Annotated in this window: 22 protein-coding genes, 1 tRNA gene and 2 pseudogenes; 11 read left to right on the forward strand and 14 right to left on the reverse strand. The window is 33.2% G+C overall.

Going from position 1 to position 25,914, the window contains the following annotated elements; all coding sequences use genetic code 11:
- The first annotated feature begins 102 nt into the window (after positions 1–102).
- The 4 genes from H3T80_RS05490 (at position 103) to H3T80_RS05505 (ending at position 3,253) form a co-directional block, all read left to right on the forward strand.
- Positions 103–1,011 (forward strand): glutamate/aspartate ABC transporter substrate-binding protein, encoded by a 909-nt coding sequence (locus H3T80_RS05490; protein WP_110447419.1) that lies wholly within the window; start codon positions 103–105, stop codon positions 1,009–1,011.
- Positions 1,012–1,093: 82 nt separating this feature from the next.
- On the forward strand, positions 1,094–1,828 hold the full coding sequence (locus H3T80_RS05495; protein WP_110447418.1) for an amino acid ABC transporter permease: 735 nt from the start codon (positions 1,094–1,096) through the stop codon (positions 1,826–1,828).
- 1 nt (position 1,829) lies between these two features.
- A complete protein-coding gene (locus H3T80_RS05500) occupies positions 1,830–2,531 on the forward strand; it encodes an ABC transporter permease subunit (protein ID WP_110447417.1) in 702 nt (233 codons plus the stop codon).
- Positions 2,528–3,253, forward strand: a complete 726-nt coding sequence (locus H3T80_RS05505) for an amino acid ABC transporter ATP-binding protein (RefSeq protein ID WP_110447416.1) — start codon at positions 2,528–2,530, stop codon at positions 3,251–3,253. The genes H3T80_RS05500 and H3T80_RS05505 overlap by 4 nt, the downstream gene beginning before the upstream one ends.
- Before the next feature lie 75 nt (positions 3,254–3,328).
- On the opposite strand, the gene recD is transcribed toward H3T80_RS05505, so the two are convergent.
- On the reverse strand, positions 3,329–5,185 hold the full coding sequence (recD, locus tag H3T80_RS05510; RefSeq protein ID WP_198200540.1) for an exodeoxyribonuclease V subunit alpha: 1,857 nt from the start codon (positions 5,183–5,185) through the stop codon (positions 3,329–3,331).
- 24 nt (positions 5,186–5,209) lie between these two features.
- The gene (locus tag H3T80_RS05515; protein WP_198200541.1) at positions 5,210–6,787 is read right to left on the reverse strand and encodes a DUF4139 domain-containing protein; all 1,578 of its coding nucleotides are present in this window, start codon (positions 6,785–6,787) and stop codon (positions 5,210–5,212) included.
- A 231-nt stretch (positions 6,788–7,018) separates the two neighbouring features.
- On the opposite strand from H3T80_RS05515, the gene nadR reads away from it, so the two are divergent.
- Both nadR and pnuC read left to right on the forward strand, forming a co-directional pair.
- A complete protein-coding gene (nadR, locus tag H3T80_RS05520; protein ID WP_065614557.1) occupies positions 7,019–8,251 on the forward strand; it encodes a multifunctional transcriptional regulator/nicotinamide-nucleotide adenylyltransferase/ribosylnicotinamide kinase NadR in 1,233 nt (410 codons plus the stop codon).
- A 5-nt stretch (positions 8,252–8,256) separates the two neighbouring features.
- Positions 8,257–8,961, forward strand: a complete 705-nt coding sequence (gene pnuC / locus H3T80_RS05525; RefSeq protein ID WP_198200543.1) for a nicotinamide riboside transporter PnuC — start codon at positions 8,257–8,259, stop codon at positions 8,959–8,961.
- Between the two features lie 71 nt (positions 8,962–9,032).
- Here the strand turns inward: pnuC and H3T80_RS05530 are convergent, their stop codons facing one another.
- Genes H3T80_RS05530 through H3T80_RS05555 form a run of 6 tightly spaced genes read right to left on the reverse strand, consistent with a single transcriptional unit; the run spans position 9,033 to position 12,536 of the window.
- Positions 9,033–9,659 (reverse strand): protein-L-isoaspartate(D-aspartate) O-methyltransferase, encoded by a 627-nt coding sequence (locus H3T80_RS05530; protein ID WP_110447412.1) that lies wholly within the window; start codon positions 9,657–9,659, stop codon positions 9,033–9,035.
- Between the two features lie 5 nt (positions 9,660–9,664).
- On the reverse strand, positions 9,665–10,687 hold the full coding sequence (gene truD / locus H3T80_RS05535; protein ID WP_198200545.1) for a tRNA pseudouridine(13) synthase TruD: 1,023 nt from the start codon (positions 10,685–10,687) through the stop codon (positions 9,665–9,667).
- A 26-nt stretch (positions 10,688–10,713) separates the two neighbouring features.
- On the reverse strand, positions 10,714–11,187 hold the full coding sequence (ispF, locus tag H3T80_RS05540) for a 2-C-methyl-D-erythritol 2,4-cyclodiphosphate synthase (RefSeq protein WP_065614554.1): 474 nt from the start codon (positions 11,185–11,187) through the stop codon (positions 10,714–10,716).
- 12 nt (positions 11,188–11,199) lie between these two features.
- Positions 11,200–11,895 carry a 2-C-methyl-D-erythritol 4-phosphate cytidylyltransferase gene (gene ispD / locus H3T80_RS05545; protein WP_198200547.1) on the reverse strand — a complete coding sequence of 232 codons (696 nt, stop codon included), beginning with the start codon at positions 11,893–11,895 and terminating at the stop codon, positions 11,200–11,202.
- Between the two features lie 11 nt (positions 11,896–11,906).
- Entirely contained in the window at positions 11,907–12,197 is a 291-nt protein-coding gene (ftsB, locus tag H3T80_RS05550) for a cell division protein FtsB (RefSeq protein WP_198200554.1), read from the reverse strand.
- A gap of 21 nt (positions 12,198–12,218) precedes the next feature.
- Positions 12,219–12,536: a TusE/DsrC/DsvC family sulfur relay protein gene (locus tag H3T80_RS05555; RefSeq protein ID WP_034902173.1), complete on the reverse strand. Its 318-nt coding sequence runs from the start codon at positions 12,534–12,536 to the stop codon at positions 12,219–12,221.
- A 193-nt stretch (positions 12,537–12,729) separates the two neighbouring features.
- On the opposite strand from H3T80_RS05555, the gene H3T80_RS05560 reads away from it, so the two are divergent.
- Both H3T80_RS05560 and H3T80_RS05565 read left to right on the forward strand, forming a co-directional pair.
- Positions 12,730–12,817, forward strand: a tRNA-Ser gene (locus H3T80_RS05560).
- Between the two features lie 519 nt (positions 12,818–13,336).
- Positions 13,337–13,770: pseudogene (locus tag H3T80_RS05565) on the forward strand (TraI domain-containing protein); the annotation flags it as partial.
- 104 nt (positions 13,771–13,874) lie between these two features.
- On the opposite strand, the gene H3T80_RS05570 reads toward H3T80_RS05565, so the two are convergent.
- Both H3T80_RS05570 and H3T80_RS05575 read right to left on the reverse strand, forming a co-directional pair.
- Positions 13,875–14,645: an MBL fold metallo-hydrolase gene (locus H3T80_RS05570; protein WP_110447340.1), complete on the reverse strand. Its 771-nt coding sequence runs from the start codon at positions 14,643–14,645 to the stop codon at positions 13,875–13,877.
- 3 nt (positions 14,646–14,648) lie between these two features.
- Positions 14,649–15,065: a hypothetical protein gene (locus H3T80_RS05575; RefSeq protein WP_198200556.1), complete on the reverse strand. Its 417-nt coding sequence runs from the start codon at positions 15,063–15,065 to the stop codon at positions 14,649–14,651.
- 658 nt (positions 15,066–15,723) lie between these two features.
- Here H3T80_RS05575 and H3T80_RS05580 point away from each other — a divergent pair.
- Positions 15,724–16,899, forward strand: coding sequence for an efflux RND transporter periplasmic adaptor subunit (locus tag H3T80_RS05580; RefSeq protein ID WP_198200565.1), 1,176 nt, complete (start codon positions 15,724–15,726; stop codon positions 16,897–16,899).
- A gap of 8 nt (positions 16,900–16,907) precedes the next feature.
- The gene (locus H3T80_RS05585) at positions 16,908–18,437 is read left to right on the forward strand and encodes a DHA2 family efflux MFS transporter permease subunit (protein WP_198200573.1); all 1,530 of its coding nucleotides are present in this window, start codon (positions 16,908–16,910) and stop codon (positions 18,435–18,437) included.
- 236 nt (positions 18,438–18,673) lie between these two features.
- Here the strand turns inward: H3T80_RS05585 and H3T80_RS12400 are convergent, their stop codons facing one another.
- The gene (locus H3T80_RS12400; RefSeq protein ID WP_370548266.1) at positions 18,674–18,955 is read right to left on the reverse strand and encodes a hypothetical protein; all 282 of its coding nucleotides are present in this window, start codon (positions 18,953–18,955) and stop codon (positions 18,674–18,676) included.
- A gap of 316 nt (positions 18,956–19,271) precedes the next feature.
- Between H3T80_RS12400 and H3T80_RS05595 the strand changes: the two genes are divergently transcribed.
- Positions 19,272–20,090: a helix-turn-helix domain-containing protein gene (locus tag H3T80_RS05595; protein ID WP_198200578.1), complete on the forward strand. Its 819-nt coding sequence runs from the start codon at positions 19,272–19,274 to the stop codon at positions 20,088–20,090.
- A 28-nt stretch (positions 20,091–20,118) separates the two neighbouring features.
- Here H3T80_RS05595 and H3T80_RS12405 read toward each other — a convergent pair.
- The 3 genes and pseudogenes from H3T80_RS12405 to H3T80_RS12410 all read right to left on the reverse strand — a co-directional run.
- Positions 20,119–20,280: pseudogene (locus H3T80_RS12405) on the reverse strand (KilA-N domain-containing protein); the annotation flags it as partial.
- Positions 20,281–20,844: 564 nt separating this feature from the next.
- Entirely contained in the window at positions 20,845–24,240 is a 3,396-nt protein-coding gene (locus H3T80_RS05600) for a hypothetical protein (protein ID WP_198200580.1), read from the reverse strand.
- Positions 24,230–25,585, reverse strand: coding sequence for an SWIM zinc finger family protein (locus H3T80_RS12410; RefSeq protein WP_198200582.1), 1,356 nt, complete (start codon positions 25,583–25,585; stop codon positions 24,230–24,232). The genes H3T80_RS05600 and H3T80_RS12410 overlap by 11 nt, the downstream gene beginning before the upstream one ends.
- Positions 25,586–25,914 lie beyond the last annotated feature (329 nt).

Here is a 25,914-nt window from a genome sequence, read left to right on the forward strand (position 1 = left end):
GTAAAAAGTACTTTTATGCTAAAAAATAAGTTATAATATACGCCCTTTGTAAAAATATTAAATTTATTTAATATGATACAAATTAAACAGTAGGAGATGAGTATGTACAAAAAGACAAAACTAACCAAATTAGTGTTATCATTAGCAATGCTAGGCCTAATGAGTGGTGCCGCAGTTGCAGAAGAACTAAGTGGTACATTGGCTAAGATCAAAGAAAGCGGTGTAATTGTTGTTGGTCATCGAGAGTCTTCTATCCCATTTTCCTACTATGGTGAAAAACAAGAAGTTATCGGTTATTCTCAAGATTACTCTAACTTAATTGTAGATGCAGTCAAAAAAGAACTAAACTTACCGGATCTTAAAGTTAAATATTTACCTGTTACCTCTAAGACTCGAATTCAATTACTAAATAACTATACCTATGATTTTGAGTGTGGTTCTACAACAAACAATCTTGAACGTCAAAAGACTGTAGATTTTTCTGACAGTATTTTTATTGTAGGTACCCGATTCCTTGTTAAAGCAGATAGTAATATCAATAGTATTGAAGACTTAAAAGGAAAAAATGTGGTGACTACCGCTGGTACTACATCTGAAGTCCGTTTAAATCAAATCAACAATAAAGAAAAATTGGGTATTCGTATTATTACACCAAAAGATCATGGTGATGCATTTAATGCTCTCGAAACTGGTCGAGCTGTAGCATTTTTAATGGATGATGCACTTTTAGCGGGCGAACGTTCACGTGCAATTAATCCTGCAGAATGGAAAATTGTCGGTGAGCCATTATCTTATGAATCTTATGGTTGTATGTTAAGAAAAGGTGATACCCAATTTAAACAATTAATGGATAAAACCATTGCTGATGCCCAAAAATCAGGAAAAGCATTAGAATCTTATAACAAATGGTTCACTCAACCTGTTCCACCAAAAGGAGCGAATATGGCTCTAGAAATTTCACCAAAAATGGTTGAGCTTTTTGCAAATCCAAATGATAAAGCATTAGATTAATACTTTTCTTATCTTTCTAATCCTATGTACTAAATGGTCGTTACATTTAGTACATAATCTAATTTAGTGAAATAAATATATTATGAGTTTCAATTGGACACTATTTCTTGAATCCACTCCGTATGGTGATGGAATTTACTTAAACTGGCTTTTGGACGGTATTATTGTAACCGTTTCATTAGCGGTTACTGCTTGGATCATTGCATTCATACTAGGATCACTAGTGGGAATCTGTAGAACATTAGAAAATAAATTTCTAAATCGTTTTGCAGCCGGTTATATCCAACTATTCCGTAATATCCCATTACTAGTACAAATGTTTTTATGGTACATGTTATTTCCAGAAATTCTATCTGGAAGTTTAAAAACATGGTTTATATCTGGCTTATCACCGGATGTTAGTGCATTTATTACGGCAGCAATTGCTTTAGGTTTGTTTACTTCTGCGCGTATTGCGGAACAAGTTAGAACCGGTATTCAAACTTTACCTAAAGGTCAACGTTATGCCGCTATTGCACTTGGTTTAACAAATCGACAAGCATATATGTATGTTTTACTACCTAACGCTTATCGTCGTATTATTCCACCACTTACGTCTGAAATGACCAATATCATTAAAAATTCATCAGTTGCATCCACCATTGGATTGATAGATTTGATTGGTCAAATAGATCGCATTAACGATGCAACCAACAGCATTGTTGAAATATTATGTGGAGTAACAATTGCATTTATGTTGATAAACTATGCCGTACTTACCATTATGCGTTTTGTTGAAAAACAAACCCGCTTACCTAATATGAGTCATGGAGGATAATATGCAACTACTAAATTGGATTGCAGATATACCTTCATTGGTATTAGACAATTATCATTTACTATTAAGTGGATTGTGGTTAACCGCTAAAATTACATTTACTGCCGTTGTATTTGGTATTGTTTGGGGGACAGTATTAGCTTTAATGCGTTTATCAAATAATAAAATACTAAATATTTTTGCTAAATGTTATGTCAATTTATTCCGTTCCATTCCATTACTGTTAGTTTTGTTATGGTTCTATTTAGCATTACCACAAGTTATTAAACATATATTTAATTTACCGCCTTATGCTGATGTTAGGATTGTTTCAGCAATGATTGCATTTGCTTTATTTGAAGCAGCTTACTATTCTGAAATCATACGTGCAGGAATTAATGCGGTTGCTAGAGGTCAATATCATGCAGCTTACGCATTAGGTATGACCAAAAGTCAGGCAATGCGTTTGATAATATTACCACAAGCATTTAGATCAATGGTGCCATTGTTGTTAACACAAGGTATTATCTTGTTCCAGGATACCTCTTTGGTTTATGTGATGAGCTTAATTGATTTATTTGGTGCCAGTGTGACCCAAATCGGTACGGTTCAGGGTGGCACAGTTAAATATTCAATGATTATTTTTGCAGCAATAAGTTACTTTATAATTTGTTATACTGCTTCTCGTTTAGTTAATTATTTCAAGAAAGGGATAAGTCGATGATCTCCTTACAAAATGTATCAAAATGGTACGGAAAATTTCAAGTATTAAAAAACTGTACTACAAGAGTAGGTAAAGGTGAAGTTGTTGTTGTTTGTGGGCCTTCTGGTTCAGGTAAATCAACACTAATCAAAACCGTAAATGCTCTAGAACCTATTCAACAAGGTAAAATTATTATTGATGGTACTGAGATTACAAATCCATCGACTAATTTAGCAAAACTGCGTTCAAAAGTGGGAATGGTATTTCAGCACTTCGAGCTTTTCCCTCATTTAACAATTTTGAAAAATTTGACACTTGCTCAAATTAAGGTATTAGGCCGATCAAACGAAGAAGCGCGTGAAAAAGCGCTAACGCTATTAGATCGTGTTGGCTTATTAGCTCATGCGGATAAATTCCCAGCTCAACTATCTGGCGGTCAACAACAACGTGTTGCAATCGCTCGAGCACTATGTATGGATCCTGTCGTTATGCTATTTGATGAACCAACCTCGGCTCTTGATCCAGAAATGGTTAATGAAGTACTAGATGTTATGGTTGAATTAGCTTATGAAGGCATGACAATGATGGTTGTTACCCATGAGATGGGCTTTGCACGTAAAGTTGCACACCGAGTAATCTTTATGGATGCAGGTGAAATCATTGAAGATACCTCAAAAGAACAATTCTTTACCAATCCACGATCAGATCGAGCTAAAGACTTTTTAGCTAAGATCATCCACTAATAAATAAAAAGAGCACCAACTATAATACAATAAGTTGGTGCTTTATCTTTATCAGCAATAATTTAAGTGTCGATACTATTGTAAAACATTTTTTATCTGTTCCACTAAGCCACTTTCTCGATGTATTTGACTTTTCACTACACGATCTAAAATTTTAGCATCAGCATAAATTGAAACTGTTTTTTTAGCCCTTGTTATTGCTGTATAGAGCAATGATCGATTAAGTAATGGTGAAAATTCTGTTGGTAGAATAATATTGACATGATCAAATTCAGAACCTTGAGATTTATGGATTGTCATTGCATAGGCTGTTTCATGCTCGGGTAATCGATAGGGAGAAAAGCCTTTAATAGAACCATCAGAAAAAGGGAAATAAACCCGTAGTTTTGAGTGATCATGTTCAGCCCTAAGTGTAATACCAATATCACCATTATATAAACCTAATGCGGTACTATTACGTAAGATCATAATTGGTCGGCCAATATACCATTGATCACGATTATTTAATTTAATCAATTTATGTTTGGTCAATAATAACTCAATTTGTTTATTTAACCCTCCTACCCCAAACTTACCTTCACGTAAAGCACACAGTAAACGACACTCAGCAAATTTGCCTAAAATACTGGCAATATCATTATTTTGATGATGTTTAATAGCATTTAGATAATTTTTATAATGTGCAACACAATCATCTAAAACAGCTTGGTAAGTTTGACTTGAAGATAATTCATAATAACAAGCATCTGGTAAAGATTTATTGGCTAGCAGTTTTTTAACCGCTTGCAATTGACCTTCTTTCACCGCATTAGCCAACAAGCCTATTCCTGAATACTCATTAAAACGATAACTTTTTTTCAATAAGCAAATACTATCGGTGATCATGCTTGCAGGTTGGTCTGCGATTGGAATAGCATAGCCAGTTAATCGACTTAGTTCATCCGCCCTAGATTGACTATATCCATTTAAAATAAAGTCACATAAGTCACCAAATACCGCACCTGCTTCCACAGAAGATAGCTGATCTTTATCACCCAACAAGATTAAGCGAGCACAATCAGGCAGAGCTTCAATGATTCTTGCCATCATATTCAGATCAACCATTGAAGCTTCATCAACCACAAGAACATCAATATGTAATTGATTGTGTTTATTATAATTAAATGAGCGATTATCAGTTTTTGCACCCAATAAACGGTGCAGAGTCACTGCTTCGGTTTTAATATTTAATGATTCAAAAGATAACTGTTCAATTGCTCGACTAAGAGATTCTGTTAACCTTGATGCAGCTTTCCCTGTTGGTGCTGCAGCCACGATTCGCGTGGTAGGATCATTTAACACTATTCCGGCCAAAATTTTAGCTACTGTTGTTGTTTTACCTGTACCTGGGCCACCTGAAATAATGGCTACTTTACGAGTTAGTGCCACCGCAACCGCAATTTTTTGCCAATCAACAGTTGTATTATCATCAACAAATAGTTGGTCAAGAATATTTTTTAAGTCGATCGGTTTACTTGATGCAATATTCAATTGTGGTTGATTAAAATACTGAGCAACATGACGTTCATCTAGCCACATACGTTGAAAATAAAGTTTATTTTCAATAAAAATAAGTGGTGCAAGTTGTTCTCCATCACTTACTACTTGTTTATTTGAAGCTACAATGAGTACATTAACCCAATCTTCAACGGTTGGAGTATTGAGCTCCTGCCAAAGTTGCGGATCAATAACTTGTTGATTCAGGCGAGTAATATCAAGACAAACATGACCTGACCTGACTTCTTGACTTAACGATATAATTAAAAAGGCAAAACGTTTGCTAATAATTTCATCGTTGCCATCAACTTTATTGACCAAAAATTGGGCCAAATGAAGATCAAGTAAACTGATCTGACTGTTTTGCTTAAATTGCTCGAACCAATTAGTTAACATAGGTTATACTTTATTTTATGAGGTTTATAAACCATATATATCTTCTTCTTTATCATTTGGATAAGTGAGTTTAAAACCTAAATTAAGATCTTTAGTTTCATTTGGATTTAAAGTAAATCGCCAAGTTAATAATCCAGTTTGTTTATCATATTGAGCACCATCATATTTGGTATCAGCAAGTATTACGGTTTTATTTAAAATTACCGGTAGCTGATCATTAACTTCTATATCAATTGGCAATGTTTTATTATTTTTGACATCAATAGTATAAGCATACTTTTGTGAAATATCATCACCAGATAGTAATGGAGTTGAGGTTTCTTTAACATTACGATTGCGGGCGATTAAAATGTTTTTATCACGTCCTAATGAAAAATCCAATGTCTCTTTAGCACTTTGGGTTGAGATAGTTGTCTCACCAACAAAATCTCCATTAAAGAAGATATTGGCTTTTCCTGAGAATAGATTCAGTTTATCCCAGTCTCTTATCTGTGCTAGTAAATAAACACTACTATCTAATTTAGGCGTTGAAATATAATGATAACTAGCTTCAACTTCTTTTGTCTGCAATGTAAGAATATTATTTTCACTATTGGTTTTGATAGTATGAGGTAATTTAACATCAAAATGGGTATTGATACCTAAAGTATTAACTTTGGTATTTTGGCCAGGCTCTACCAATCTTGATTTTGATTCTCGTTCGTAATATTCTTCTTTCTCGGACTTGGAAAAAAATAGACCACTTTTTTCACTATAAACATCAATATACCATGGATTAATTTCTGGGGCAGATATACCTTTACTTGGATTAGAGGTTGATAAACTAAAATCGACATTTTGCCAATCTAAACCACTGTTTTGATAAATTGCTGCTTTATAGGTCAATTGTAAAGGCGAATTAATATCGGCAACTCGGACATCATAAATCGGTTCCCAACCAGCTTCAGAGGTAACATATGAAAGTGTAATAGGTAATGTAATATCTTTATTGGAAATGACTTTGACAACAACCGCATTATGTAATTTGTCAGCTTCTTGCATTTCATCTATTTGGGTTTGGCATTGTTTAATTTGTTCATCTAACAAATCAATTTCTTTTTGTAATCGACTTTGTTCATTTAATGTCAAAATTAGATTAGCTTTCACAAAATCAAGTGCATTTTTCATGGCAACTAAATCAGCAGATCCACTTTTAACTAAACTATCTAAGCGATTACCTTGCAAAAGTGAAACTTGTTCATTCACCACTTTTAATTGAATTTCTACAATATCATGCTTTTCTTGTAGTTGTTGCAGTTTATCAATAACTTTTTGAATATCCTGATCATTATTAATACTTCCAGCATATTTATTATTTAATGATGTCGACAATATTTTGACATCATTATTACCAAAACCAACATTGATTGAATCAGGCTTAACATTATTAGCGATACCTGTTAATATGATTTCACTTTCACCTTTAGTTAATAAAACAGTTGACTGACCTTGTAATTCGGCACCTTGTAAAAACAAAGTTACTTTATTTAATGTAACATTATTATTTGCCAAAGCACTCCCTGAAATTAATACAATCGCCAATGCAATTTTATGAATTTTCATATTAGCATTTCCCTATATCACCATGATTTTATTTATTAATCTACTAAATTAATGTAATTAAAAATATAATTATCTACAGTTTTTTTATGATAAAAATATTCATTATTTTATATTTAATCAGCATAAGATTTAAATTACAAATCAAAAATATTTATTTTTTGTTTAGTATATTGAACATTTATAAAAAATAATGTAAATTTTGTAACAAATAAAAAACGAAAAGGAGGCGGTATGGATGGTTTCAATTATTTAAAAGCAGCCATAAAACGCAAAAACTTATCATTACAGACTGTTGCTGATGCTTGTCAAATGACTAAAGGTTATTTGAGCCAATTGATTAATGATAAAATTAAAAATCCAAGCGCACAGAAATTACAATCACTGCATCATTATTTACAAATAGACTTAGCCAGCAAAAATAAAAAAGTTGGAGTGATTTTTGGAAAATTTTATCCATTGCATACTGGTCATATTTATTTGATTCAACGTGCAATTAGCCAAGTTGATGAACTTTATATTATTCTTTGTTCCGACACCATCCGGGATATGGCGTTATTTGAAGAAAGTGCTATGTCACGCCAACCAACGATCAATGATAGGATTCGTTGGTTGCTACAAACATTCAAATATCAAAAAAATATCCATATTGAACTTTTAGAAGAAGATGGTATTCCGGCTTATCCAAATGGTTGGAATGAATGGAGTGATAGAGTCAAAAAATTATTTAAAGAAAAAGGCATTAATCCTAGTTGCGTCTATTCAAGTGAACCACAAGATGTAGCCATGTATAAAGATTTATTCGATTTAGACACAGTACTTATCGATCCTACTCGGCAATTTATGCAAGTCAGTGGTACTCAAATTCGTCAAGCCCCATTAAAAAATTGGCAATATATACCAACAGAAGTGAGACCATTTTTTGTGAGAACGGTGGCTATTCTTGGTGGTGAATCAAGCGGTAAATCGACATTAGTAAATAAATTAGCCAATATGTTTAATACCACTAGTGCTTGGGAATATGGCCGTGATTATGTATTTTCTCATCTTGGTGGCGATGAACGTGCATTGCAATATGCTGACTATGATAAAATTGCATTAGGGCATGCTCAATATATTGATTTTGCTATCAAACATGCTAATAAAGTGTCATTTATTGATACTGATTTTATTACCACTCAAGCATTTTGTAAAAAGTATGAAGGTAAAGAACATCCTTTTTTACAAGCTATGATCAATAATTATCGATTCGATTTAGTTATCTTATTAGGTAATAACACACCGTGGGTTGCTGATGGATTAAGAAGTTTAGGCAGTCCAAAACAACGAAAAGATTTTCAACAATTACTGATCTCATTGTTAGAAAAAAATCATATCAAATACATCCAAATTGATTCACCAGATTATGAAGAGCGTTATTTGCGAAGTATCGAACTAGTCAATCAACTTATTAATGATGAAGAGTAATAATTATGAATAAATTAAGCCATTTTGCCATAGCTATTGGCCGCAATAAATTTTATCCATTGTTTTGTATTATCTGTGTCACCGGAGCATATATATATACGGATCCAATTAATGATTTCAATTTACGCTATGCAGTATCATATGCTGGTGCATTTTTAGGCTTGTTATGTGTGATCTTATTAGCAAAACGAAAAAATTTAGGTAATGTGCTTGGTATGCTAGCGGTAATTGCTGAATGTTGTGCAAATTTCCTTGGCGGTAATATTGGGGCGGGTTTGCCAACGTTTTACTATTTTGGCTCACATATTTATGGCATATTAACTTGGCAAAAAAATCTAGATAATAATAAAAGCGTTAAAGTTCGTACTTTAAATGAAAATGCCTTTTTATATGCGTTAATATTCCTCATTGCGGCTGCTTTTTTCAATATTTATTTAACTAATGAAATCGGCGCAATAAATACCTCCTACCAACTTATTACTAACTGCTTTATATTCGGTCTGGGCGTAGTTGCTCAACTTTTATTAATGATGAGATATGCTTTCAATTGGTATTTATGGGTCTTATTAAATGTATTAGTTATTAGTTTAAATATTTATACTAACAATATTGTTATCGCAACCCAGTATTTAATTTATCTGTTTAATGCAATATACGGTATTTGTGAGTGGAAACTTTCCGAACAAAATGAAAAAGAGAAGAAAAATTAATTTTTAATAAATGAAAGAGAATAGTTAAATTGAAAAAGAAGCAAATAATCAAATTATTTGCTTCTTTTTCATTATTCTATATCGCCATCTACAAGCGGTACGAATTTCACTTCACCGATATTCTTGGTAATAAAATTATCACCATCGCGTTCAATTAATTGTAACGTTTGCTGATTTTTACCTACAGGTAATACTAACCGCCCTTTATCAGCTAGTTGTGTCAGCAGACTCGAAGGCACTTCCGTTGCCGCTGCAGTTACAATTATACCATCAAATGGCCCTCGTTCTGGCCAACCTTGCCAACCATTGCCATGACGAGTTGAAATATTATGGATATCTAGTAATTTTAATCTTCGTTTGGTATTCCATTGTAAACTTTTAATTCTTTCTACTGAACAAACATGATTTACTAACTTGGCTAAAACTGCCGTTTGATATCCTGAACCAGTACCGATTTCAAGTACCTTTGCATTAGGCGTTAAGTTTAATAACTCCGTCATTTTAGCAACAATATAAGGTTGAGAAATAGTTTGACCACTACCAATAGGTAACGAGCAATCATCATAAGCTTGATGTGAAAGCGCTTCATCAACGAACTTTTCACGTGGTATTGAAGCTATAGCTTCTAAAACACGATCATCTTTTATGCCTTGCTGGCGTAATAAGTCAATCAACCGCTGCCTTTTTAAACTTTGCATTTTAGTTACTCATTTTCAATAATCAATTCACGTAATACACTTGTTGCATAACAACCTGAAGGTAAATAAAAACTGATGTCTAAGTTATTTTCATCTCGCCATTGCCACTCTAGTTGCTCAGGGCGCAACAATATTGAGCGTCGCATCGTTTCAACGCGTTCCTTTCTAAATAACTCAGTAAAACAAGACCAATTTTCCAAACAACTTTGTTCAAATGTTAAAGCAATAGATTCAGTACCTAATCCTGAATCGCCCACCAAAGGAGCGGTAATATTAATCTCACCATTTTGTAAACGTTGCTGTAAAAGTGATAATTCCTCAGTTTTAGACAAAAACCAACTATTACTTTTTGATAATTGTAATATATCCCCATCAATAACTGTTTGCTGAATCTGGCGTTGAATCCTTTGACTGACTATATCATTAAAAATAGCACTTCGTGCCGCAGAAAGATAAAAGCTTCTTTTTTTACGGTCTTTAACTGAAATTTTACCATTGGCCCACTTTATTGCTTGATTAATATTATTTTGCTCACGTCCAAATCGTTGTTCCCCAAAATAATTAGGAACACCATGCTGTTTAATTAAGTCTAATTTTGATTCGACTTCTTGTTTATCAGTCAAATTTCTTAAAGCAATTTTAAATCGGTTACCTTTTAAAGCCCCTATTTTCAATTTTTTATTATGCCGAGTAACCTGCAATATTTGACAGCCATTTAAATCAAATTGTGAAAAATCAGGGGTATCTTGGCCAGGCATATGCAAACTAAACCATTGTTGGGTAACAGCTTGGCGATCTTTAAGGCCTGCATAACTGACATTTTTGGCTGAAATGCCAACATATTTAGCTAACTGTTCAGCCACAAAGACCGTATTACAATCTTTCTTTTCGAGATACACTAAAACATGTTCACCTTCACCAGTTAAATCAAAACCTAGTTCTTCGATAACAATAAAATCTTCATATTGTTGCTTATATAAACCATGGCTTGTTGGTTTACCATAAAAATAATTGAGTTCTGCTAACACGTAATCGCCTATTGTCTAATTTGTTTTTATTTCTTTGCTAATAACACTACGGCTTCACAAGCAATACCTTCTTTACGGCCAGTAAAACCTAATTGTTCAGTAGTCGTTGCTTTGACACTAATCTGATCAAAATGTACTTGCAAATCTTCAGCAATATTAACCCGCATTTGATCTACATGAGGTCTCATTTTAGGTTCTTGTGCAATAATGGTCGTATCTAAATTAATTAATTTATAACCTTTAGATTGGATAATACCATACACTTCTTTCAATAATAATCGGCTATCTATACCTTTGTATTTAGGATCTGTATCTGGAAACAATTTACCAATGTCTCCTAAAGCCAATGCACCAATCAAAGCATCAGTAATAGCATGTAATACCACATCACCATCAGAATGAGCAACAAGACCAAACTGATAAGGGATTTTCACTCCAGCTAATGTAATTGGTCCTTCACCACCAAATTTATGGACATCAAACCCATGACCGATTCGCATAATCTACCTATATTAATTTTGATTAGTTAAATAAAATGATGCTAAGTTTAAATCTTCTGGTCGAGTAATTTTTATATTATCTCGACGACATTCCACCAATAATGGATGACCACCACAATACTCTATAGCCGATGCTTCATCAGTAATTGCAATGTTATTTTTTAATGCTTCACTTAAACACATTTTAAGTTCACCAGCATTAAATAATTGCGGCGTAGCAGCTCCCCATAAATAAGTTCGATCGATAGAGTGATCAATAACAGTTTGATTATCTCTATAAGCTTGTTTAATCGTATCACTTAGTGGTGTTGCTAATATTCCACCCTTATTTTCTTGTAATACTCGATTTATTAATTTTGTAATATCTTCATGAGTCACACATGGCCTTGCGGCATCATGAACTAAGGCCCATTGGTGATCATTAACTAAATTCAAACCAGCTAATACAGAATCAGCTCGAGTTTCACCGCCATAAGCCACTTTAACATTGTCTTGCAAAGCGAGTTCAAGTGTATTAAAAAACTTATCTTCAGGACTGATGACCACCACTACACAGGAAATATTGGGATGAGTTAACAATTTTTGTATAGTATGTTCCAATATTGTCATTGGACCAATTTTTAGATATTGTTTAGGTAATTGGCTTTTCATGCGACAACCCACTCCTGCCGCAGGAACGATTGCGATAATATCACTATTATTTGTCACGTAATACCTTATTATTTTGCTTTAGAATCAATAATTATTCGATAAAAATACTCATTGGCTTTAACCATACCTAAATGGCTGCGCGCTCTTTCTTCAATCGCTTCATAGCCTTTCTGCAAATCGTCAACTTCCGCAAACATCTGTTCGTTACGTGCTTTCAACATATCATTCTCTCGATGCAGATTCTGTAATATTTGCACATTTTCTTGATAATCATAAATGTTATTCTTCCCATACCACAATGAGTACTGTAAATAACCCAGCACTAGTAGTAATAAAAATGGAATTTTCCACCTAATCATGAGTTTAATTTATCTCTTAACTTAAATACATTTAACAGGTTTTGGTAAGCCTGCTAGTTTAGTTGCTTGTTTAGCTGGACCATCAGGAAATAACTTATATAAATAGCGACTATTGCCCTTTTCTGGACCAAATTTTTTTTCCATTGCTTTAACCAATGCTCGAATTGCCGGTGAAGTTTTATATTCTAAGTAAAAATCACGAACAAATAAAATCACTTCCCAGTGAGCATCAGTTAACTCTATAGATTCTAAAGTAGCTAATTCAGGTACTAAATCAACAGTCCAATCCTGCCAATTTTTTAAATACCCTTTATCATCAGTGTCTATTTGATTTAACATTTTTCAAAACATAACTTAATATTTGCTGCGTATTATACTCGATTAATAAGATTGCAACACTAGTTTTGGCGAGTAAACAATCTAGTTTTGCTGAATTTCGCCCGAATTTGGCGAAAATTAAAGCAGTCGATAAAAAATATTAAATTTACTATTTACAAACAAGTCCGTCTCCTTTAATATTCACAGCCATTGCGGAAGTGTGGCTGAGCGGTTGAAAGCACCGGTCTTGAAAACCGGCGAGGGGCGACCCTCCCAGAGTTCGAATCTCTGCGCTTCCGCCATTTATTTTTATGGCAGAATCCACTGAAATGTAATAGAATCCACTAGAATCTTGGTAGTCATGAGGTTACGTGGATTTTTTTATTTCCACTTTTTCATTAATCTTATGCTCATCCAGAGTAAATCATTTCAATCCACGCTTAGAACTTGTACCAAAACGTCCACCTAAAAATAAATACTGGACTGTTTTGTATTTTTTATTAAATGCGCCTATCTCGTTCTACATAATTCAACACATAAAAAAAATGTTGGGGGATTATTCATGGCAAGGCTAATTGAAAAACTGACAGCTTTATCTGTGAAAAAAATAAATACAGCTGATTGTTATAGTGATGAAGGTGGACTTTGGCTTTGCGTTAGTCATGCGGGAGCCAAATCTTGGATTTTTCGTGTTAATTTAAAAAAGAGCGCATTGAATCAGACTTGGCGCTACACATACTGTTTCTTTGTCAGAAGTAAGAGAAGAAGCGCGCAACTGTCGAAAGTTGTTAAGAGAAAAAACAGTTGAAGAGAATAAAGTAATAACTGAAACGCTACTTATTGTTCCTGATGGATTTATCGTACCACAAACGGCAGAAAACCTATTATCCAACGTGCGCTGCCAGCAGTTATTAAAAGCAATTTGGCAGCGCACATCGCTGTCATATTCACAATTCAAACAAATCTATCTCAATCCGATTGAATGTTATGCTGAATTAGTTCAATAATTTCCAGCCTCCGAAAGTCATCATCATGCCTATTTGGGGGGATTTTAGAGCATGGACTCGAAATTGTGGCATATGCGTGAAAATATCGCTAATCATATCTTTTACCTATTGGTGTTTCATCTGAAGAACGAAGTGCCTCAGAGGATATTTGGACAGCGGGTATTGCTTATGCTGCTTTAATTCATGATATTGGCAAGCTCGCGGTTGATATTCATGTTGAATACCAAGATGGCTCAATTTGGCATCCGATGGTTATATTTATTTGGACGTAAAGTGATTGATCGACAAACAAGCCATCACATATTTAAAGTTTTTAACATAACAGCACTATCATTAAGACAAAAAATATAGATTATATAAACTCTAATATATCACCAGTAGACATTTTTTTTGAATTTAATATTTTTTCTGCAATTTTACCTGTACAATGACATGTATAAAAATTAGTCGTATTTGTTTTTTTTAAAATTCTAAGCACGAATGGTAATTTTAATACAGAAAGCCCATTAAAATGTAATCCACCAACTATTGCATAAACTCTTTTATCCCCAGTTATTCTGATAGCTTTATTTATATGTTTCTTCAAACCAGCATGATTGCATCCGGTAATAATGACTAATCCCTTTTCTGAACAATAAACTAAACTAGAATCATCATTAATATAGTCTAACCTTATTTTATTATCAGTTTTAATAATTCCTGTGGGTAATTTGCATCCACCAACATCACCAAGAAATACCATTTTTTTTGTTAACCAAATAGCTTCTGTTGTTAACTTTATATCAAATTTTGTTTTCAATTTTTCCAAGGATAACCTGCCATCCGATCGAATTTTTAGTGGATTGATGGCATATCTTTTTTCTAATGCATCAGGATGTGCTATTAGCGTTATTTTTTCTAATGCATCCTGATTTATATTTACATGTTTTATTCCACCAGAATGATCATAATGACCGTGTGATAAAACTATATAAGTTATGTTATTTAGAGTTAAATTTTCACTCCATTCAGATCCACAATCCATTAGAATTTTTGTATTATCATCTTCAATATAAAAACTAACACCTTTATTGGGGCTTAATTTGAAGCCTCTAATATCATTAATTAATAATTTTATTTTCATATACTACTCAAAACATGATTTTCCCCAAAAAACTAACAAGCATGGTAAATTGAGATTTCCATAGAAAGAAGTAGCAGCTCCATACCCATTTAATACATTATCCAATGAACAAAGAGGGAAAACTCCAATATGAGATATATAATTATCAAAAATTTTATTTGATGTCACTAAATATCTTATTGCTCTACATGTTGCTGCATTTCCTGTTGCACATGTAGGCTTATTATTTTTAATAACCAGAAAATTCTCCCCACCGACTTCCATAAAAACGTCTTGGTTTGATTTTCTGAAAGCAGGATTGGATGTTATTTTGCTTTTTATATCTCTTTTAAATCTATCGGCCATATTTTTTTCACTAACATAGAATGATTTTATATCTACTTTAGAATCTTTTTTTATTTTTCTTATTAATTTATTCACATATCTAGGCATAACGTAAGGCGATACAGCTTGTTTTCTATAGTGATTAGAGCCATCAATTTCTTCTCCGTCACTTTTTCCATGTAAAAATCATGTATTTCCATTTCTAATATAAGAACAGTGATATTTTTTTAGTCAGAAATGATGATAAACACAGTTCAGCTTGCCCAGCACCAATGATTACACTGTCGTAAGTCATGAATTTTATCCTCTAATAGATATATGTTGGGTGAGCATGTATCAATTCAAAGGTTATTTAATTGAATAAACTAGCTATATTAGATCTCTCATTCTTTTTTTTAAATGAGAATAATTGTCAAGGAATAAATAACTATTTGAAATATAAAGAGTTAAATAAATCAATAATTTTATTTTATAAAATGAAGTCAGCTTATTTGTTCAAGACAATATTAGTCACCCATTTATATAATGTCGTTAACTTTTCACAATCTAATAACCAAACAAGAGATGGAGTAACATAATAAAAAATAATATGGAAGTGGCTATGTCTGTGAATTTTTTACTCGGTTGTGAGGGTAATTATATTACGGGTCAAACTCTAGTTATTGATGGTGGAATGTCTGCTTAATGAAACAGTATTTTGTGATGCTGTTCATAGAAGCAATGATTAAAATAAAAGATGTAAATGGAGTGTACGATGGAAAACAACACCGATGACCGACAATTCAATGGTTTAACACGATATAAAAAATTGATTATTTTATCTGTTATTTTCCTTGTTTCAGGGATAGGATATTTCATTTTTTGGTACATGTTTTCTCGGTTTACAGAATCTACAGATAATGCGTATGTTATGGGAAATCAAATTCCAATTCATACTCAAATAAGCGGAGGAATCTCCTCCATTTACGTTGATGATAATGACTTTGTAAGAAAAAAAGATGTTATCGCTCAATTAGAATCAATTGATGCTGAAAATAATTTTAGTTATGCAAAAAATGAATTAGCCAAGGTAATAAGAGAAATTCAACAGATCAAACTGACAACTGAAAAATTGTCAGCAAGTATTCAATTAAAGCAAGCGACATTAGATAAATTAGAAAAAGATTTAGCTCGGAGAGAAGGCCTTTGGTCTCGTAATGCTATTTCAAAAGAAGAAATAGAGCATGCTAGGCAAGATGTATTAATTGCGTTAAATGACTTAAAAATTTCCAAGCAAGAGTTAGAAATTAATAATGCCCTATTAATGCAGAATTCATTATTAGAACAACCACGTATTCAGCAAGCTATTTCTAAACTAAAGGAAGCTTGGCTTAACTTAAAACGAGTAACAATTGTTTCCCCTGTCACTGGATATGTTTCGAGGCGCCAAGTCCAAGTTGGAACACAGGTTAATAGAGGAGAACGATTATTAGTTATTGTTCCTTTGGATCAAGTTTGGGTAGAAGCTAACTTTAAAGAAGTTCAATTAAAACACATTCGAATAGGACAAAAAGTTAAGTTAACTAGTGATTTTTATGGAGATGATATTAAATTCGACGGGGTGATTACAGGAATTGCTATGGGAACGGGAAGTGCATTTTCGTTATTACCAGCACAAAATGCAACAGGAAATTGGATTAAAGTAGTTCAGCGTTTACCTGTTCGTATTGAATTGAATAAAGAGCAAATTAAGGAATATCCATTACGGGTAGGGTTATCTATGTATGTAACAGTGGATACCAGTGATGTAAGTGGAAAATTACTTACTGATATTTCACCTCAAGAAATTAAATATCAAACAGATGTACTTGCTTACGACTTAGATGAATTCGAGCAACTAGTACGAGAAATTATGCAAAATAACTTAATTTTAGAGAGTAATATTCAGTGAATCATAAAATGTCACCATTATATCTATCAGGTGCAAAATTAATTGGGCTTATTGTTGCATTGGCAACAGTGGCCTTCTTACAAATTTTAGATTTAACAATTGCCAATGTAGCTCTCTCTACTATTGCTGGAAACCTAGGAACATCAAGTAGTCAAGCAACATGGGTAATTACATCATTTGCCGTATCCAATGCCATTTCAATTCCTTTATCTGGATGGCTAGCTAAGTACTTTGGGGAAGTTAAATTATTTTTGTTTTCAATTTTGTTGTTTGTATTTGCTTCTTGGTTATGTGGTGTGTCCAACAGCCTTGAAATGTTAATTATTTCACGAGTACTACAAGGTGCGGTTTCTGGACCAATTATTCCTCTTTCTCAAAGCTTATTATTAGCTAACTCTCCAGATTCCAAAAAAAATATGTCTTTAGCAATATGGTCGATGACTATTATTATTGCTCCCGTCTGCGGACCTATTTTGGGTGGATGGATAAGTGACAATTTATTTTGGGGCTGGATTTTTTTACTAAATGTGCCAATTGGTCTAATAGCATGGATAAGTATTCGAATATTATTAAAAGGACGAGAAACAGAAATAAGTAAATCTCGAATAGATACTATCGGGCTTGCTTTATTAATATTTGGTGTTGGTAGTTTACAGCTTATTTTAGATAGAGGAAAAGAACTGGATTGGTTTAATTCATCTGAAATTATTATTTTATCTGTGATAGCGTTAGTAACACTTTCTTTTTTTGTTCTTTGGGAAATGACATCGAATCATCCTATTGTTGATCTATCTTTATTTAGATCAAGAAATTTTACAGTAGGGACGATTTGCATAAGTTTGGCATTTTTGCTACATATAGGAACATTAGTTATGCAACCACAGCTATTACAACGAGTTTTTGGTTATACTGCAACGTGGGCTGGATTAGCATTGTCTCCCATCGGTTTAGTTCCTATCGTTCTTGCTCCAATTGTCGGCCGTTTGGTTCCCTATTTAGATATGAGGAAGCTTGTGACTTTTGGTTTCATTGTTTTTGCTTTGTGCTTTTTTTGGAGAGCTTACTCGTTTGAGCCTAATATGGATTTTTCGAGTTCTGCATGGCCCCAATTCTTTCAAGGATTTGCGATAGCTTGCTTTGTTATGCCTTTGAATATAATAATTTTAACTGATATACCTTCTCACAAGTTAGCGGCAGCAGGAAGTTTATTTAATTTTTTTAGAACATTATCTACTTCCATTGGTACTTCTTTAACAAATTCATTATGGGAACATCGTGAAGCAATTCATCACAACCAACTAACTGATCTAATGAATCAAAATATACAAACGCTAGAATACACATATCAGCAGTTTCAGTTGCAAGGTTTTTCTGAAACTCAAGCTTCGGCAAAACTAGCACAAAATATTACTAATCAGGGGCTGGTAATCGCAACCAACGAAATTTTTTGGCTATATGGAATTATTTTTATACTATTAATCATAGTTGTTTGGTTTGCAAAATCAACCATTACATCAAAGAATGAAATAGAAAAATAGTTGGTTAGATAAGTACGTAAGTCATAACAAGATTATGATATTTTGAAAAATAAAAATGAACTTCAAAAACTTTATTGATCGGATTACCTACATGTAATGTACATGTTTTTTTTCTTTGTTTATACCTATGCAAAAAATATTTTCATATGAAAGTGTAATACCAGTTGAGCTAAACGCCTTATATAAACTCTCTTGGGCTGAAAATACTAAAGTAATGTAATGTGTTATGTCCATTATCATGTCACTGGGAGTAGGCATTTTAAGATCGTTTGACTTAAATCAATTGCTTTTTGAGTGGACATTATTTTTTCTATATCAACGCCTATGCTTTCAACCTCATTTGAGTGTTTTATTGTAACCACAGTTACAAAATTATTAGATTGAGATATTGAACCAGCTATGTTTTTAGGCCATAAAACGGCTCCGTTGGAACTTTTTAGTCTCCAGTAATATTCTCCATCACGCAATAAGTTTTCTAATGCCGTAGCTGAACACATTCTACTAGCTAAGAACTCTATTTTTCTTCTTACTGGAAATTATTGAACATCTTTTTTTAATTTTAATGGTAAATCATCAAAATTATTAATATTAAAATTATCTACTGAAAATGGCAAAAAGATTGCGAAATATTTTGAGATCCTATAATAAAATTTTTGGTGATAGGTTTAAAATAGCCAAAAATACGTTTGTATTGTTCTTGATTAACTTTATATATGATATGTGTTATCCTTTAGTAAGTTTTAGTTAATCGAATTACGTATATATAGTCTTTACATATGGTTTATGTTACTGTTTTTGATGACAAGGATGTTTATTTAGCAAGGATAAAATATCATGTTAGACAATGATTTGTTAGTTAAAGTGCACCGACAAAATTTATCTACATTGCTTTTTATAAACAATATCACGACGGATTGGCATCGTCACCCTTCTCTTCAATTGACAATATCATTGCACAATATGTCTTTTGAGCTAGAAACACCAGATGAAAAAAAAGATGTGTTTGGTTTTATTATTCAATCAAATGTTCCTCATAAACTGAGCGCACCAGATGTCTGTTGTATTAATTTGCTTATTGACCCAGAAAATCCCTATTATCACTTATTATCGCATTTTACTGAAATTAATCCTGTTTATTTTCTAACTAAAGAAGAAGCATTAAAAATTGCCAGTTATTTTATGAAATCTGTTACGATTAGCCAACCATTTGATCTTTATCACGTCTATAAGTTATTACGTGAGTCAGATGCTAATTGTTCATGTGATCAAGATAACCGCATTAATAAAGCAGTCTCTATTATTTCATCATTACCCATAAAGCAAATTTCATCGAGGGAAATCGCCGAAAAAATACACCTTTCTGAAAGTCGCTTTCTTCATCTTTTTCGTTCTGAGTTGGGTATTAATTTCAGGGGTTATCTATTGTGGAAAAGATTACAGGATGTAATTGATACACTCGACACCCCTACAACACTGACAAAATTAGCCAATGATATGGGATTTTCTGATTCGGCTCATTTTAGCAGAACATGTTTATCTAGTTTGGGGCTGAGACCATCACAACTGAAACGAGCTTTAATAATTGATAATAAAGACACTATATGCGGAAAACATTACTGTTTGTACAGCGTATTTCAGGCATTACATACCTAAAATACACTGTATTATCGTTTATATACTACTAACTGAATATAAGATTCTTCATTTCAGAAATATTGACCAAAGATTGCATTTGATTAATCGCAATACCATTGAGCTGTATCAAGCGTTCGCAAGCACTTATACCTTGATGAATTAAGACTGAGTTAATACTTTCCAAATTAGATAAAATGACTAATTGCTCTTTTGAATCATTATGTAAACAATTAACAATGCATCCGAATATGGAAAAAATACACTTGATAAATATTGAAGATAGTATGTTACATTTTCATATTGAGTACAAAACTAGAGGAACACCTATTCCTCATACACATCGTTATTATGATAAAAAATTAAATTTAATCAATATACGTTTAACCGAGAATATAACTATATAAAAAATATATATTTGCAAGTATTCTATCTGGAATTTTTTGGTAAAGAAATAACTGATTTCAGGATAAGTCATTTTTATTGTAGTGTTAGTTATCTTTCTTCCCTGTAGTATCACTCCATCATTTATTTGTAAAAATAATTGAGGAGTGTATACCATCATATTAATATTTTGGGATTAATAAAGCACTCTCGTTTGGGTGACTATGGATAAAGGGGTTAGCTATGCTTAAGGCTCATTCTAACTAAAAAACAATTACCTAAATAGACATACTACTACAAAAGTATAACATCCTATTTAGGCATTAAAGTTCATGATGCACTAGAAATAACAAAATAAATATACATTTAATAGTACTGTAACAGTCTTTGATTAAAGGTTAATATTTAAATCTTCTTGCAACTGTTTTGCTTTCGCAACTGCTGTTGACTTTAATTTTGATGAAGCTATTGTATGTAGACCTTCCCATTTAGCATCTTTGTTTGTTATGTAACCACGCAATGCAGCTTCTTTCAAATAAGCAGCATACTGTAACGATATATCTAAAATACGATTTGTCCAGACTGGTATTTTTTCCCCTCGACTAACAAGATTACCAACAAAACGAACACATTCAATTAAAATAGGCCAAAGTAGCGGTAAAAATTTAATTTCTTTTTCTAATGACCTAATAAGTTTTGCAGGACTTACAATGGGATTTTTTAAAAATAGTAAAATTGCTCTACGAACAGTTCCTTCATCAATACGACCCGTTAAAACATAATTTTCAGCAAAATAGGCACCCTCGCCATCTTGAGCAAGAAGCCCAATAACAACCATTAATAAAGTATTCGATAATGCGGGTATTTCTGTACTAGATAATGGTTCATATTTATTACTTAGCCAATTTAGAAATAATGAAACATTTGATAATGCTGGTATTTTTGTACTAGACAATGGGCCATCTTCATTTTTTAACCAATTTCGATATTTGCTGACCAGTAAGGCTTTTTTATCATTATCCCAATGCAAATAAACACTTTTCTGGCTATCCGTTGTAAATTTAGGGTGTTCTATGGGGGCTGGATATGCTTGACATTGCCCTTCTTCTAAATCATAAAACCAATTTGTTTTTATTATATGAAAAACTCGGTCATTAATATCTGGTAGTTTCAATGTAAAAATGAAAGCGGAATTAGATTTGCTTTGCTCAAATAAATCAATTGAGATAATAGCGCCATCATCAAGTACCGGAATGTTTTTTTCTTTTTTAGGCCAAATTTTATCAAAATCAGTTACATTAACTTCATTAGATTTTTTTGATTTAACAGACTTAATGTCTGGTAATTGAGTTATAATATATTTTGCTACATTGATTACCCGTGAACTGCCTGTTTTTTCAGCTAAAGTTCTCAAACCTAAAAGATCCAGTTGATTTGGCGACGCAAGTCCATTGGTAACTGCAAACTGAACTTCGGGTAAAAATTCTGCTATAGCATTTACAATTTCATCAGTTCCCACTAGTAATCTCGGCGCTTTTAAAGAGGCTAAAATTAATTCGTCTAAAATTGGCCATACAACTGATAAAAGCCCTTGCTGAGCAATATTTGACAGCGTTGCAACTAAGCTAACTAATTTAGAAGGAGTGCTATTTATCCAGTCTAGTAAGAAAACATCAGCAATTCCTGGTATAAGCAAACCTCTTTCCCATGCCTCATTCACGGCTAAGGCTATATCAGCTATAGCACGGGGTGATGCTGAACGCTGTGCAGCGAGAATATTCATTGCAACACCAGCAGTAAACGGTATTTGCCGTTTTGCAATTTGCCTAAAAATGAGGCCTTTGGCATGCTCCATTTCATTGAATGAGGAAACACTCAGTCGTATAGCCGCATCACCCCAGAGCGGAAACACAGAAAATGCACTAGTAGTCAAATCACGTAAAGAATCAAACCGTTTAGGAAAGTATTGTAATGATGGAGTGGTTGGAATTTTTATATCCCCAAAATATTCCTCATTATAATCTAATAAAACTTCTTTTACAGGGCAATCAAGATAAGCTAAAACTATGTCACCAGCGTTAACAGGCATTTTTTTACCTGATTGTAAAATGACATCAACCTTTAACGTTTTTAATAAGTTTAAATTTTTACTACTTTGTGTTTTGGTATCCAAACGAGTTAAAGCTAAAAATATATCTGCTTCAAGTGCATGAATATTATTTTTCTGATATTTTTCTAGCCGTTTACAAAGATCATCAACTGTAATTGAAAGATCACTCTTACTGGGAGTTGATAAAATACAAGGTAATTGATCTAAATTTTTACAAACTACATAATTACGAGCATGCAATACTTCATGTACCATATCTTTCTGATCAGCGCCCCAATAGCCTTCAGGTTCGATTCCTTTCACCCAACAAGCAATTAAATAAAATAGCACATCAAAAGATATTGTTTTCAATCCAGCCAAACTTGTTTTAGCCGATTGAGGATCGGTATAAGCGATCTTATTTGCAACAGCTAAAAATCTTTCAGCAACAGTATCACAAACAAACTCTCTTCGATTAACCAGTTCACTGGCAAGCTCTGTTAGTGCTTGAGGTGTAACTTCTCCCCAATCAAATTGAGGACATATCCATAAAGATGGTGTTTTTTGCCAAAGATGTTTAATGTCCTGTGTATGACTTTCTTCAATTTGTGCATAATTGAGTTGCCAATGGTTAGCCAATTGACGAGCTAACTTTGCAATAGATTTATCTTTATCGTCACACCATATCGCCAGCCATGGTGTGAGTTGCGCTACATCATTAGGGGCTACTCTTGTCATTGCTGTTTTTAAAACTAACTGTTTTGTTGATTTAACCTTTGCTGAAAATGAGGCTATCATTACCTCATTAAAAAGTTCATCATCAACATTCTCAATCAATATAGGCGCAATTTTTGCAATTACACTTGATTCACCTTTGGCAAGTAAAGGAATCAAAATTGCTGCTCTTTCATGTAACGTTGTAGTACTTATCCCCAACTCATCTATAGCACTAACCCAAACCTTTCTATCCCCAGGTCGAATAGCATTATCTAACGCAAAAAAGATAAACTCTATTGCATCGTGTTTTGAGAGCCAACCTTGTTTAACACCTTCGATAAATACAGAAAAGAATGGTCCGGTTGCAGGTACATTGACGGCAATCCCTATTTTAATATGCTCAGAAAACCTGCGTTTTATTTGTTCTTGTGTTGGTAACTCTTGTGTCGATACTGCTCTAGAATAGTCTTCAGCAGGTAATCCCATGGACAAAGCAGCATAAACGGCCCAATCTTTCATATATTCGTAGCTTTCAGGAATAGCTAAATTTAACTGATCAACAAGTTGAACTGCAATATCACCAAATACACTTGAAGAGTGTTCAAATACTCTTCTTCTGGATACGCAAGCTTTGCTGATAAAGTTAGTCGCATACTTTTCACCCTTATCCTTAATAATAGGCAGTAATAATGGCCTATCAGCAAAATAAGCAAACTCTAGAGCACGGGTGATAGAAACTCCAATCCTAATAGCATACAATGTAATATGTTTGAGATTGCATTCAATATATCCTTCATTGGTGTAAGTACTGTTCGCTTCTCTTTTAATAAGACGCTCCCAGTCTCCATTTTTTAGACCATTCAGCGCAATTTTTTGTTGTTCTTTTGTTCCTAGTGGTTGCTGTAATATGGTATCTATAGTTACTTTTTCCCATCCCAAAGAGTTAAAAATAGCGACGGCTTCTTCAAGCTTAGAGTTCATAAATACCTTCCTTGATTTGTACAGCTAAAACGTGCTTACAGGGGCCTTTTTTCTGTTGATTTTTAAGATACCAACTACATGTACATTGAGGATTGCAATTCAATTGATTTGTTGGAATAGACACTCGATAACTATCATCTGTAGAATTGACTATCCATGTCATCTCATCAATTTTTTCGATCCGATCAACTAATTTATGCGCACCAATAAGCCGTGGGTTATCTTTTAAAACTCGCTTCGGATCTTCTGGTAACTCGCGATGAAAATAAGAACCTTCATATGCATCAAACCCAAGTTTTCCACAAACGGCAAGATAAGCAAGTGCCCGCTCAATGCGATAATCCTCTAATGCTGAAGCATTTGACAATTGTTCTTTATTAATAAGCGCATCAAACTGTAAAAGATCATTCACTATTTTTGAATCTTTTTGTTCTGCTGATGAAACTAAAGAGGTTAACAATGCTCCTTCACCAGAATATCCTTGCCATGCTTCAGCTGTTAAGCTGAGTGTTAAACGAGCGCCCAAAAGGCTTACTTCAATCATGCATGGCCCCTGCTCGTTATTTTGCAAACAGTAAAAGGTTAAACTTATAATATTAGTTATTAGACGTTTAAGTGCATTGAGACGATGCAAGCCAGATATATAAACACTATGCGTATCGCTTCTAGACATTAATTTAATACCTGAACGCGATAATACAAGCCAACCAGATTGATTTTTACTCGTTACATTAGGTAGAGTACTCACAAACATTTGTGCTTGAGGTCCTTTTATTGTAAAAACTGGCTTCATGTTTTTATGGATTTCAGCGATATTGCCTAAAGCTCTTATCCACCGATTAGGCATTTGAACAGGCCGTTGTAAAATGATTTTATCTAACCCTTTGAGATGATTGCCTTTATCCTCTATATACCGTGTTACTAACCCTTGATCACCTATATTTAAATGAAGTCTGTCTTTACTATTAACCTTAGCAAGAGCTTGTCTTAAACCAATACCAATATCAACATTAGTAGTACCTCGATAAATCTCTCCATCAAGGCCTTCTCTTAATAAATCTAAACGTGCATATACCCCATTACAGGCAGAAAAACACTCTGCTCTTACACGATCACCTTGCGCTGAAAGTACCGGATCTTTTTGAAACTCAGGCTTATACTGGAAATAGTTCGTAGAAGTAATGTCTGCTAATACAAGCAATCCTCTTGCAATAATTTGAGGGTAAAGAGCAAAACCAGAAAAAAATACCGGATGATTAACAATACCTGTTGGCGTCAATGCAGGAGAAAGCGCTAAAGCTAGTGCTCCATCAGTAAAATTTGATTGCTGAAAAAAAGCTCGCACGTTTTTTCCTAAATAAAAAAATTAAAACAAATACTACATATTATATCTGTTACGATTATATTGTTTATTAATAATTAGTTTATCAAAAAACACCAAAAAAGTGAGTTTTTTTAAAGGGAAACATTGCTTTTAGCATTTATTTATTAGAAGATTATTTATGTTCGGTTTTTTATGAAAAATATCTGTTTTTTACTCTTATCTGTCCATTTTGTTGGCAATATTGAGCGCCAAACATTTCTACAATAACCAAATTGAAATGCAATAAACGGCGATCTTTACTGAAATGCATATTTAGATAATTTGTTGCATATAAAAATATAGGAATATGA

Source organism: Gilliamella sp. W8145, assembly GCF_016101145.1.
GTDB classification, from domain to species: Bacteria; Pseudomonadota; Gammaproteobacteria; order Enterobacterales; family Orbaceae; genus Gilliamella; species Gilliamella apis_A.